At 37.9% G+C, this 12218-nt stretch carries 14 protein-coding genes and 1 riboswitch; of the genes, 10 read left to right on the forward strand and 4 right to left on the reverse strand.

Annotated features, from left to right (window positions below):
* Positions 1 to 21: 21 nt before the first annotated feature.
* Positions 22 to 124: riboswitch (SAM riboswitch) on the reverse strand.
* A 313-nt stretch (positions 125 to 437) separates the two neighbouring features.
* From cdaS to ACFX4W_RS16645, 3 genes are all read left to right on the forward strand, one after another.
* Positions 438 to 1064, forward strand: a complete 627-nt coding sequence (gene cdaS, locus ACFX4W_RS16635; RefSeq protein WP_043977196.1) for a sporulation-specific diadenylate cyclase CdaS — start codon at positions 438 to 440, stop codon at positions 1062 to 1064.
* Positions 1065 to 1161: 97 nt separating this feature from the next.
* A complete protein-coding gene (locus tag ACFX4W_RS16640; RefSeq protein ID WP_013059586.1) occupies positions 1162 to 1545 on the forward strand; it encodes a VOC family protein in 384 nt (127 codons plus the stop codon).
* Positions 1546 to 1612: 67 nt separating this feature from the next.
* Positions 1613 to 2401, forward strand: coding sequence for a potassium channel family protein (locus ACFX4W_RS16645; RefSeq protein ID WP_043977198.1), 789 nt, complete (start codon positions 1613 to 1615; stop codon positions 2399 to 2401).
* 9 nt (positions 2402 to 2410) lie between these two features.
* On the opposite strand, the gene ACFX4W_RS16650 is transcribed toward ACFX4W_RS16645, so the two are convergent.
* From ACFX4W_RS16650 to ACFX4W_RS16660, 3 genes are all read right to left on the reverse strand, one after another.
* Complete coding sequence (locus ACFX4W_RS16650) at positions 2411 to 2815, reverse strand: YugN-like family protein (protein WP_043977199.1); 405 nt, start codon at positions 2813 to 2815, stop codon at positions 2411 to 2413.
* Between the two features lie 354 nt (positions 2816 to 3169).
* Positions 3170 to 4519 (reverse strand): glucose-6-phosphate isomerase, encoded by a 1350-nt coding sequence (locus tag ACFX4W_RS16655; RefSeq protein WP_013059589.1) that lies wholly within the window; start codon positions 4517 to 4519, stop codon positions 3170 to 3172.
* 245 nt (positions 4520 to 4764) lie between these two features.
* On the reverse strand, positions 4765 to 5013 hold the full coding sequence (locus ACFX4W_RS16660) for a hypothetical protein (RefSeq protein WP_230183979.1): 249 nt from the start codon (positions 5011 to 5013) through the stop codon (positions 4765 to 4767).
* A 214-nt stretch (positions 5014 to 5227) separates the two neighbouring features.
* Here ACFX4W_RS16660 and ACFX4W_RS16665 point away from each other — a divergent pair, with 214 nt between their 5' ends.
* From ACFX4W_RS16665 to mnhG, 7 genes are read left to right on the forward strand one after another with little or no spacing between them, the layout of a single operon-like run.
* Positions 5228 to 7633, forward strand: a complete 2406-nt coding sequence (locus ACFX4W_RS16665; protein WP_043977202.1) for a Na+/H+ antiporter subunit A — start codon at positions 5228 to 5230, stop codon at positions 7631 to 7633.
* On the forward strand, positions 7630 to 8052 hold the full coding sequence (locus tag ACFX4W_RS16670) for a Na(+)/H(+) antiporter subunit B (protein ID WP_013085301.1): 423 nt from the start codon (positions 7630 to 7632) through the stop codon (positions 8050 to 8052). The genes ACFX4W_RS16665 and ACFX4W_RS16670 overlap by 4 nt, the downstream gene beginning before the upstream one ends.
* Positions 8052 to 8393: a Na(+)/H(+) antiporter subunit C gene (locus ACFX4W_RS16675; protein ID WP_013059592.1), complete on the forward strand. Its 342-nt coding sequence runs from the start codon at positions 8052 to 8054 to the stop codon at positions 8391 to 8393. Before ACFX4W_RS16670 ends, ACFX4W_RS16675 begins: the two co-directional genes overlap by 1 nt.
* Positions 8383 to 9867: a Na+/H+ antiporter subunit D gene (locus tag ACFX4W_RS16680; protein ID WP_043977204.1), complete on the forward strand. Its 1485-nt coding sequence runs from the start codon at positions 8383 to 8385 to the stop codon at positions 9865 to 9867. The genes ACFX4W_RS16675 and ACFX4W_RS16680 overlap by 11 nt, the downstream gene beginning before the upstream one ends.
* Before the next feature lie 6 nt (positions 9868 to 9873).
* Positions 9874 to 10350 carry a Na+/H+ antiporter subunit E gene (locus ACFX4W_RS16685; protein WP_013059594.1) on the forward strand — a complete coding sequence of 159 codons (477 nt, stop codon included), beginning with the start codon at positions 9874 to 9876 and terminating at the stop codon, positions 10348 to 10350.
* Positions 10351 to 10635: a Na(+)/H(+) antiporter subunit F1 gene (locus tag ACFX4W_RS16690; protein ID WP_013059595.1), complete on the forward strand. Its 285-nt coding sequence runs from the start codon at positions 10351 to 10353 to the stop codon at positions 10633 to 10635.
* Positions 10619 to 10981, forward strand: a complete 363-nt coding sequence (mnhG, locus tag ACFX4W_RS16695; protein ID WP_013085304.1) for a monovalent cation/H(+) antiporter subunit G — start codon at positions 10619 to 10621, stop codon at positions 10979 to 10981. Before ACFX4W_RS16690 ends, mnhG begins: the two co-directional genes overlap by 17 nt.
* 44 nt (positions 10982 to 11025) lie before the next feature.
* On the opposite strand, the gene ACFX4W_RS16700 is transcribed toward mnhG, so the two are convergent.
* The gene (locus ACFX4W_RS16700; protein ID WP_043977206.1) at positions 11026 to 12189 is read right to left on the reverse strand and encodes an iron-containing alcohol dehydrogenase; all 1164 of its coding nucleotides are present in this window, start codon (positions 12187 to 12189) and stop codon (positions 11026 to 11028) included.
* Between the last annotated feature and the right edge of the window lie 29 nt (positions 12190 to 12218).

Below are 12218 nucleotides of genomic sequence, written 5' to 3' on the forward strand. Positions count from 1 at the left end.
CTGGGTAGGCAATAAATTTTCACCTTATCTTTCAAAATGATACACACTTTGCTGGAATTAGCACCTTGCTAAGCAGGTTGCCGGGGTTCAGCGGGCCAGATCCCTCCACCACTCTTGATAAGCATTTTTTAAAAATTTTAGCATATTTAGAATATTTGTCAACATTAAAAATCATATATCCGATAAGAAAACTATACTTTAAATTCACAGAAATATCTATACTTTTATTTAAAACAACATATGTAAATTTAACCCAAATGTGAACATATCAATTTATAAAACGCTTTCTTTTTTCTCCAACTTTTTATATTCTCTTGCTAAATAAAACACAAAACCTCTCTATAAAATTAATAAGGGATTTATAAGCTTTACGGATAATTCACCCACATTAGCACACATTACAGATAACACTGACTGACAGATAGGAGCTATATAAGATGGAGAGACAACCTTTTCAATTAGACGATACAATTAAAAATAATGTGCGAACATATTTACAGCAGATTTCAACTGAAGCCTCTAATTTAATTAAACATTTAGACACGAGTGATCATTGTATCCTATGTGATTTTGAGGAGATGAGAAGGTTATTTCAAGATGTTCAAGCTACGGCTGCCTCTTATTACTTGCGCCATTATTTATCGCCTTATACATTTGAATATGCTGCTCTGTCTTTAGCTATTCATAACCTTTCGGAGAAACGTCACGGCGCTTTAATTGTCATTGAACGGGAACAAAATGTAGACCCTCTTATTCAAAAAGGAATGCCTATTCAAGCTCCTGTCAGCGCTACGCTAGTTGAGACACTGTTCTATCCAGGGACACCCTTACATGACGGAGCCGTCCTAATTAGAAATAATCAGCTTATTTCAGCTGCTAATGTTTTACCTCTTTCGTCTATTATTTTAACGAACAAAAAATTGGGAACACGTCACCGTGCAGCCATTGGAATGTCGGAAAAATCGGATGCATTAATTTTAGTTGTATCTGAAGAAACAGGCAAAATTTCGTTTGCTCTTGATGGAAGCCTCTACCCTATTCACTCCAGCAAAAATATGATTTAAGAGCCCTTTCCTGATAAGCAGCCCTATCTTGACTTCTATATCCTTTCTCTTTAATATATTTCATAGTTTTTACATACTATAGATACGGGTGATGCATATGACAATTTTAAAATTTGAACATGTAGGCGTTCAAGTAAAGGATATAGAAGAATCGATTGAGTTCTATACGCAAAAAGTGGGATTAGAGCTCATCGAAAAACTACCACATACCGATCCGTCTTTGAAGCTAGCTTTTCTAGGTTTAGAAGGCAATGTAATCGTAGAGTTAATTCAAGGGTATAACTCAAGCTTACCTAACGAAGGTAAAGTTCATCATTTTGCGCTGGCAGTAGACGGAATTGAAGAGGAGTTTGAGCGTTTAAAATCAGCAGGCGTTTCATTTGTGGAAGAAAACATTGTAACTTTGCCAAATGGAGCAAGATACTTATTTTTCTACGGTCCAGACAAAGAATGGATTGAATATTACGAAGTAAAAAGATAAAGATATCTTATACCTTCAGTGAAAAATGGTCATACTGTGGCTATGACTAATCACTGGAGGTTTTTTTATGATGGAATGGCTATTATTTCGACTTTTTCGTCGTTCTATTTTAGTGCGGCTTCTTTTTATTATCGGCTGCCTTGTTCTGTTTTTTGGCATGCTTATACATTTCCTAGAGCCGCAAACGTTTGGGAATGTGTTTGAAGGAATTTGGTGGGTTATTATTACAATCTCTACTATAGGGTACGGTGATTTTGCTCCGACCACTACGATTGGAAGGTTAGCTGCAATTATTTTAGTTCTGATCGGAACGGGATTTATTACTACTTATTTTGTCACGCTTTCTAAAATTGCTGTTTCTGCTGAGAGCGCTTATTTGGAAGGGAATTTAAAATTTTATGGAAAAGATCACTTCATCGTTGTTGGGTGGAATGAGCGCGCCAAACTCGTGTTAGAGTATTATCGCGACGCATTTCATAAAGAAGACATTGTGCTTATCGACGACTCTCTGACTAAAAATCCCATGATTTGTGATCGCGTTCATTTTATTAAAGGAAGTCCCTCTCATTATGAAGTATTAGAACTTGCCAACGCTCGGTACGCAAAAAAAGTGCTGATTACTGCCGATCAGCATAAGACAGAAGAATATGCAGACATGAATACTATTGTTACGTTAGTCGCTCTGCAAGGATTGAACCCTTCTATTTACAGCATCGTTGAACTTTTAACAAAAAAGCATATTCAAAATGCACAAAACTTGGGGGTGAATGAAATGATTAAAACAAACGAGTTGATTAGTCAAGTCATGTACGAACATATTTTTGTGAAAAAATTAGAGAGTTTAAAAAAAGAATAGTTCCTTCAATTACTGAAGCAGCGCATTTTCTGCCTCTCTAATTAGCTCTTCTCCTAAGCTGATATACTTTTCTGGAAATGAAGCGTCTGCGTCTTGGGGCTCTGCAAACTGATTAAATGAAGCACTAACATTTCCATTGTGAACATCGTCATCTAGACCAATTTGATATTTATGTGAAAGTAAAAATGGCGTGCCAATCTGTACGGTTGTTCCTTTAGAATCCAGCTCTCCATTCGTAGCTGTAAACGGGATACGTAAAAACTGATAGCCGACTTCATCGTTCATCTTATAGTCAAATGAACCATGGTCGTAATCCCAATTTCCTCCAATATTATACCCAAGCGCCTTAAGCGTTTTTTCTAATTCGTAAAGCTTGAATAATGTTCCCTCTAATCTTGAAGATAATTCAATCATGTTATCCCTCCTCTGTTTTAACATGTCCTTTTTCCAGCGTTTTATCCTTTATCTCAAAAGCAAAAAAGAGGGTGAGACATAACTAAATGAATCCAACCTAAAGACGAACAAACTGGATAAAGCAGCTCATATAAATCGCTTGCGACACCGCAGTTGATGTCTGTGAGAGGCTTCACTTTCCGCGGGCGGGCGCTGAGCCTCCTCGTCACTTGCGCTCCAATCAACTGTTAGAAGGACCTAAACAGATGAAACTATATTCACCATAACAAAAAAAACGAACCACTAATCAAACATGTTGATCAATGGTTCGTTTTTCACTTGGGCTAAAATACTTTTGTACCGCCCTCTTTTTATTTATTTCAAACGCTTTTCTAATTCTGCTTTTTTCTCTTCAAAACCAGGTTTTCCAAGCAGAGCAAACATATTTACTTTGTATGCTTCTACTCCCGGCTGATCGAATGGGTTTACGCCTAATAAATAGCCGCTGATTGCACATGCTTTTTCGAAGAAATATACAACATATCCGAACGTATACTCATCTAGCGCAGGAATGTTCACAACTAAGTTTGGAACGCCCCCATCTGTGTGAGCAAGCATTGTACCTTGGAAGGCTTTTTTATTTACAAAGTCAACTGTTTCACCAGCTAAGTAATTTAATCCATCTAAGTCCGCTGCATCTTCTTCAATTGTTAGCTCATGACGAGAATCTTGAACTTGTACAATTGTTTCAAAAATATCACGACGACCTTCTTGTACATATTGACCTAAAGAATGAAGATCCGTTGAGAAGTTAGCTGATGAAGGGTAAATACCTTTTTGGTCTTTTCCTTCACTTTCGCCAAATAACTGTTTCCACCACTCAGCAAAGTATTGAAGAGCTGGCTCATAGTTAATCAGCATTTCAATTGTTTTTCCTTTATTATAAAGAACATTACGAGCTACAGCATATTGATAAGCTGGGTTTTCTTCTAGCTCTGATGATGAGAATGCTTCTTGAGCATCAGCTGCCCCTTTCATCATTTGTTCGATATCAAGACCCGCAGCGGCAATTGGCAATAAGCCAACCGCTGTTAATACTGAATAACGGCCGCCTACATCATCTGGAATAACAAATGTTTCATAGCCTTCTTCGTCCGCTAATGTTTTTAATGCGCCACGCGCTTTATCTGTTGTTGCATAAATACGCTTGCGTGCTTCTTCTTTGCCATATTTCTCTTCTAATAATTTACGGAAGATACGGAAAGCAATCGCCGGTTCTGTTGTTGTACCAGATTTTGAAATAACATTAATAGAGAAATCTTTATCTTGTAAAACATCCATTAAGTCTTTCATGTACGTTGAGCTGATGTTGTTACCAGCAAAAATAACTTGCGGAGTTTTACGCTGTTCTTTTGATAATGTGTTATAGAATGAATGCTGAAGCATTTCAATAGCAGCACGAGCACCTAAGTAAGATCCTCCAATACCGATAACAATTAATACATCTGAATCAGATTTAATTTTTTCTGCACTTTTTTGAATGCGTGCAAATTCTTCTTTGTCATACTCTGTAGGAAGGTCGACCCATCCTAAAAAGTCGTTTCCAGCACCTGTTTTCTCATGAATTGAATGGTGAGCTACTTTCACGGCATCACGTAAGTATGTAAGTTCATGTTCACCAAAAAATGATAACGCGTTTGAATAATCAAAACGAACATGTGTCATAGTCTGTTCCTCCATTAAAATATCTTTATTTTTCACTTTATCGAAACTGTTAGCTGAATTCAAGTGAATCCACTTACAATTTGACACAATCATTATAGTTTGTTGAAACTGCAATCATTGTATGTACCTTTTTATTTAACGATAAATTCAGTTGTGAAGTCAACTAATGTTCTTTGATTACAGGACGTAATTCATGCACAATTACGCAAATAATAAGCAAATAAAAAACGACTAAAGATTGGTCTTCAATCGTTTTTTATTTGCTTATCGGATGGTGCAATATAGTTCATTTCACCTATCTTCACATATTGTCTCGGTTTATAAGAGGCTTTTAAAAGGGAAGAGTCTATTGAAATGGAATTTTCAGCTTGGTTTTTAGAAGTGAGGAACATCCTGTTTTCTTCTTTCATTTCCAAGTGATTATTCAGCACAAATCCGCCCATACATAATGCGGTAAAAATGAGAAAACTGATGGCTATTTGTTTCCTATACATTTCCATCACCTCACTCTTAGAGTGACAATTTTGAGTGATTTTTATACGTCCAAAAAAATTTTTTTATGTTTTTTTTATGGATTTTGTGACGAGTTTCTATTTATTTAATAAGGTTTGAAAAATCTGCTGATACTAAGAAATAGCATGGATGCATGCATAATTAAATTATTATATAATCGGTTACAGAATTGAATATCACAAGGAGGTTTGTCTTTTGTCGTGGTTGCACTTGGTGATTTTATCGCCTTTTTTATTAGCCTTTTTTGTCCCCCTTCTGTATAGGAAATTCCAGCGTATTCATACAGGGTGGTTCGTTTTACCTCTTCCACTTGTGTTGTTCATTTATTTCACACAATATATCAGTGGTGTTTCTAAGGGGGGAACATATCTACATTCAATGAAATGGATACCTAGTCTGGGCATTAACTTTGATGCCTATGTGGATGGACTTGGTCTTCTGTTTTCTCTATTAATCACCGGAATTGGGACACTTGTTATTCTTTACTCCATTTATTATCTTTCTAAGACAAAAGAAGCACTGCATTCGTTTTATGTCTATTTGCTTCTTTTTATGGGGTCGATGCTAGGAGTTGTATTATCAGACAACCTAATGAGCCTTTACAGCTTTTGGGAATTAACAAGCCTTTCATCTTTTTTATTGATTGGTTATTGGTACAAACGAGAGAAATCTCAATACGGAGCCTTAAAATCTATGCTCATTACCGTATTCGGAGGACTTTCCCTTTTAGCAGGAATTGTGCTTTTATACGTTATGACAGGTACTTTCAGCATACGCGAAATTATCTCAAACGTAGATGTAGTCACATCAAGTCATCTATTCATTCCAGCTCTAGTCCTCATTTTATTAGGGGCCTTTACAAAATCTGCTCAGTTTCCTTTTCATATTTGGCTGCCAGATGCAATGGAAGCTCCAACCCCAGTGAGTGCATACCTTCATTCAGCCACAATGGTAAAAGCGGGAATTTATCTTTTAGCAAGACTCAGCCCTGTTTTTGCTATAAGCGCCACTTGGTTTTTTGCTATTTCAATCATAGGACTAATTACACTGTTTTGGGGCTCATTTTCAGCAGTAAAGCAACAAGACCTGAAAGGGATTTTAGCTTTTTCAACTATTAGTCAGCTGGGGATGATTATGTCACTTATAGGAGTAGGTAGCGCAGCTATTCACTATGATTTTTTAGACGATAATATCTACTTAGTAGCTCTTACTGCAGCGGTTTTCCATTTGATTAACCACGCTACCTTCAAAGGCAGCTTGTTTATGGTAGTAGGTATTGTCGATCATGAAACAGGCACGCGTGACATTAGAAAGTTAGGCGGGTTAATGAGCGTTATGCCTGTGACATTTACCATTGCTATCATCGGGGGATTTTCAATGGCGGGTCTGCCTCCTTTTAATGGATTCTTAAGTAAAGAGATGTTTTTTACAGGCATGGTAAACGTGACAAAAATGGATATGTATAGCATGCAGACGTGGGGAATTTTGCTGCCTATCATCGCTTGGTTAGGAAGTATCTTCACTTTCATCTATAGTATGATTCTTGTCTTTAAAACCTTTACAGGCAAATACCAGCCCGAAAAGTTAGAGAAGAAACCTCATGAAGCACCCGTAGGCATGCTTATTTCACCTGTTATTTTAGCATCACTGGTTGTTATTTTTGGCTTTGCTCCTAATTTATTAGAATCGACCCTTATTGAGCCAACAATGGCCTCTATCGCACCTAGCCTGCTAGCTGAAGGTAAAGAATATCAAGTGCATATTAAATTTTGGCATGGCTTTACGCCAGAATTATTTATGACGCTAGGGGTCATCATATTTGGTATTTTGTTATTTATGACGGTTCAAAAATGGTCAAAAATTTATACACGATTCCCTTCTTCTTTAACGCTTAATAACGGCTATAATTATGGAATTAAAGGGATAGAAAAAGGGTCAACACGTATCATGAAAACATTAATGACAGGATTTATTAGAGACTATCTTTTAATCATTTTTACTTTCATAGGCATCTTACTTCTCTTGACGCTCTTTTCTCAGAATGCCTTTGCGATTGATTTAAAAGATACTTCTTCTATAGGCGTTTATGAAGCCATATTAGCAGTCGTAATGGTTGCAGCTACTATTACAACTTTATTGGCAAAATCACGCCTCACAGCCATTATTTCGCTCGGAGTTGTCGGGTATACACTCTCTTTATTTTTCGTATTATTCCGAGCTCCTGACTTAGCTTTGACTCAATTAGTGATTGAAACTGTATCGGTATCACTGTTTTTACTATGTTTCTACTACTTGCCGGAGTTTCGGAAGCGAAAAGTAAGGGTAAAGTTTCAGCTGCCAAACTTACTGGTCGCTCTTCTTGTAGGAACGACTGTTACACTGCTTGGCATATCAGCAAACAGTACGAAACTATTTGAATCGATTTCACATTACTTTATTGAAAACAGCTATGAAAAAGCAGGCGGCGAAAACATGGTGAACGTAATCCTTGTGGACTTCCGCGGATTTGATACATTATTTGAAATTACCGTACTTTGTATAGCAGCTCTTGCTATCTATGGCATGATTCGTCTTCGGTTAACAAAGGAGGAAGAAGAGTGAAAAAAAATGATTTGATACTACAAACCACAACGAAAGTAGTCACGTTTATTATTATCATTTTTGCCATTCATCTTTTCTTTGCAGGTCATTATACACCGGGGGGAGGATTTGTTGGGGGACTTACTACCTCAGCAGCTCTTGTATTATTACTGCTGGCTTTCGATATAAAAACCGTATCGAAAGTCATCCCATTTGATTATAAGAAGGTCGCGGCTTCTGGACTGCTGCTAGCTATTTTAACGGGGCTTGGGTCATTTATTTTCAAAGTCCCATTTCTAACTCACACATATAGCTACTTTAACCTTCCCCTTCTCGGGAAAACATCTTTAGCTACCGTTGTACTGTTTGATTTAGGTGTATATCTAGTAGTTGTTGGTGTTACGATGACCATTATTCAAACGATTGGAGAGAGTGAATAGTGGAAATATTAATGTCCATAGTGGCAGGGATTCTATTCACTGCCGCTGTATATCTCATGTTATCCCGCAGTTTACTGCGAATTATTATTGGAACAGGCTTATTAAGCCACGGTGTTCACCTGTTAATTTTAACGATGGGCGGATTAAAAGGGGGGAGTGTTCCCCTTCTGGGAGAAAAGGCTTCTTCTTATACAGATCCTTTACCTCAAGCTCTAATTTTAACTGCCATTGTCATAAGCTTTGGCGTCACTTCTTTTTTCCTTGTACTAGCGTACAGGGCTTATCAGGAACTCGGAACAGACGATATGGACAAGTTAAGGGGAAATGAACATGACGAGTAATTTTGTAATCATCCCACTGCTTATCCCGTTTGTTGTAGGTGTTGTGCTCATTTTTTTCAAAGACAATATTAAACTTCAAAGGATAATCAGTGTTTTATCATTAATCACCACCACTGCTTTTGCTGCCTATTTAGTACAACTGGTTCAATCAAAAGGTGTTTTAACTCACGAGCTTGGGAACTGGAAACCTCCTTTTGGAATTATTCTAGTAGCGGACATGTTCGCGTCCCTTCTCGTACTTACTGCTAGTGTGGTAACACTATGCTGCGTTCTTTTTGCTTTTCATACAATTGGGGAAAAGCGTGAACGCTTTTACTTTTATTCGTTTGTGCAGTTTTTATTAGTAGGCGTATTCGGCGCCTTCTTAACAGGTGATATCTTTAACTTATTTGTCTTTTTTGAAGTCATGCTTATGTCTTCGTACGCTCTTATTGTAATTGGCGGTACAAAAGCACAGCTTCGAGAGTCACTTAAGTATATTTTAGTCAATGTCATTTCATCCGCTTTGTTTGTCATTGCCGTTGCTTATTTATATGCTGTAACAGGAACTCTCAACATGGCGGACCTTTCACAGCGAATTGCTGAGGCGAACCAGCCGGGAATTTTAACAACCATTGGCATGCTTTTATTTATCGTCTTTGCCTTAAAAGCAGCTTTATTTCCAATGTATTTCTGGCTTCCAGGTTCATATAGTGCGCCTCCACCCGTTATTATCGGGTTGTTTGGTGCCTTGCTCACAAAAGTAGGCGTTTATTCGATTTTCAGGACTTTCACTTTACTGTTTTACCATCATCCTGAATTTACTCATCAAATTATCGGCTACGTTGCGCTTTTGACTATCGTTGTTGGTGCAGTAGGCGCCATTGCTTATTCGGATGTAAATAAAATCTTAATTTATAACATTATTATTGCTGTCGGAGTCATTGTCTACGGGGTGACCTTGACAACAAACGCAGGTTTTGAAGGAGCTATTTATTATTTAATTCACGACATGATTATTAAAGCAGCTCTATTCCTTCTTGCTGGAAGCATCGTTCGAATAACTGGAACAACAAAATTAAAGAAAATGGGTGGATTAATTAAAGACTATCCGCTGCTTGGCTGGATGTTTTTTATCGCTACTATTTCTTTGGCAGGAATTCCTCCCCTAAGCGGCTTTATTGGAAAATTCCTTTTAGTTCAGGGCGGCTTAGAATCAGAGAGCTACACGTTTGTAGGAGTTTTACTAGTTTCAAGCCTGCTTGTTTTATATTCTGCCATTAAGATTTTCATGAGCTGCTTCTGGGGTGAACCTAAGCTTTCTTCTGAGCATGAAAAAGTATCCCTTAAAGGTATTCTATACCCATCCGCTATCTTACTTGCTGTTTCTGTCTTTTTAGGACTAGGTGCAGAAGCTGTTATCCCTTATGTGTCAACAGCCGCTCAAACGCTTATGGATCCTTCAATTTATATCCAATCAGTGTTAAAGGAGTAGATCTGCATGTCATTTCAACTATTATTAAACGTAATCATTGCATTCACATGGATGTTTTTGAGAGGGATTTGGACACTCCCTTCCTTTATTATAGGTTTTTTCTGGGGAGCGGTACTGCTGTTTGTTTTCCGCCGTTTTTTTCACAGACGTTTTTATTTGCATAAAGTGTATGCGATCATTAAACTGCTGTTTATTTTTATACGAGAATTATTCAAAGCCAATATTGCAGTGACTAAGGACGTATTGCGCCCTAAATTAAATATTCAGCCAGCCATCTTTGCAATGCCAACCCGTCTGGAGAGTGAATGGGAAATTACCATTCTTTCTCTTTTAATTACGCTAACGCCAGGTACACTGGTGATGGATGTGTCAGATGATAATTCTACTATCTATATTCATGCAATCAATACAGACGATATTGATGACATTATTACAGATATTCAGCAAACATTCGAAAAAGCCATTATGGAGGTGAGTCGTTAAATGCTCGATATTTTTTTAAACGTTTCGCTCATTCTCATTTCTGCTTCAACTATTGGGTTTGTTTATCGAGTGGTGAAAGGTCCGTCAACTGCTGATCGAGCAATGGCCCTTGACGCTATTGGAATTAACATCATTGCCATTACGGCCATCATCTCGATTATTTTTCGAACCCAGGCTTTTTTCGAAGTCATTTTACTGCTAGGCATCATAGCCTTTGTAGGTACCGTTGCTTTTTCTAAGTTTTTAGAGAAAGGAGAAGTGATCGAATATGAACGTGATCAGTGAAATCATTGTAGGAGCTTTAGTACTAATAGGGTCTCTTCTGACAGTTGTGACCATGATTGGGCTTATTCGCTTGCCTGATACGTACACAAGAAGTCACGCTGCCTCCAAAAGTGCCACCTTAGGCGTCCTGTTTATATTAGTGGGCTGCTTACTCTACTTTTGGATTGATACCGGCCATATTAGTGCACGGTTAATTTTAGCGATTGTCTTTGTGTTTATCACCTCTCCTATTGCTGGGCATTTACTAGGAAGAGCGGCTTATTACAGCGGAGTTCCTCTTTCTGATAAAACCGTTCGGGATGATTTGAAAACCAAACAGCAGAAAAAACTTACCCATCATGAATAGAAAAAAACGCCGTGCGGTTTGCACGGCGTTTTTTATCGAAAATCTTATAAAGAAGCGCGTAGGATTGCTAGTACATCTTCTTTGTTTAATTTTTTAAATTTGCCAAATTCACCTTTAGCCATTGCACGATCAGCCATAAGATCTAATTTGTCTTCACCAATATCATAATCAGCTAAGCGAGTTGGTGCACCTAGGCTTGACCAGAATTCACGAAGCTTATCAACACCTTCAAGTGCTACTTCTTTATCCGTCTTGCCTTCTGTATCTACGTTAAATACGCGTACAGCTACTTGCTTGAAGCGGTCTACGTTCTCATCCATTACGTGTTTCATCCAGTTCGGGAATAAAATTGCCAATCCACCTGCATGTGGAATGTCATATACAGCTGATACCGCATGCTCAATATTGTGAGTAGCCCAATCGCCTTGGTGTCCCATTTGTAACATACCGTTTAATGCGATTGTCCCATTGTATAAAATCGTTTCACGTAACTCGTAGTTCTCTAGGTCGTTTAATAATTTTGGTCCCGTTTCAATAACCGTTTGCAGTACTCCTTCACACATGCGATCTTGAAGCGGCGTATTTGTTGCAGCATGGAAATATTGTTCAAATACGTGGCTCATCATGTCGACCATGCCATAAACTGTTTGATTTTTTGGTACAGTAAATGTATTAACAGGATCTAAAATAGAGAATTGAGGGAATGTTGCGGGACTGCCCCAGCCGTATTTTTCTTGTGTTTCCCAATTTGTAATAACAGAACCAGCATTCATTTCTGAACCTGTTGCTGCTAATGTCAGCACTGTTCCAAATGGAAGAGCTTCAGCTGCGAATACGTCGCGGTTAATGATGTCCCATACGTCTCCATCATATTTTGCGCCTGCTGCGATTGCTTTTGTACAATCGATTACGCTTCCTCCACCAACTGCAAGTAAAAATTCAATACCGTTTTCTTTACAAATATCGATTCCTTTGCGAACAGTTGTCAGACGAGGATTCGGCTCTACTCCCGCTAACTCATGTACTTCTGCATTCATGTCATTCAGTACATCCATTACTTGATCGTATAAACCGCTGCGTTTTACACTTCCTCCGCCGTATACTAATAATATCTTTTTGCCAAAGCGCCCTGCTTCTGTTTTTAACTGCTCTAATTGACCTTTACCAAAAATTAATTTTGTAGGATTATAAAATGTAAAATTGTTCACTATAAACTCCTCCTTACGAGCTTGATTAC

Source organism: Priestia sp. YIM B13489 (assembly GCF_042787645.1).
GTDB classification, from domain to species: Bacteria; Bacillota; Bacilli; order Bacillales; family Bacillaceae_H; genus Priestia; species Priestia megaterium.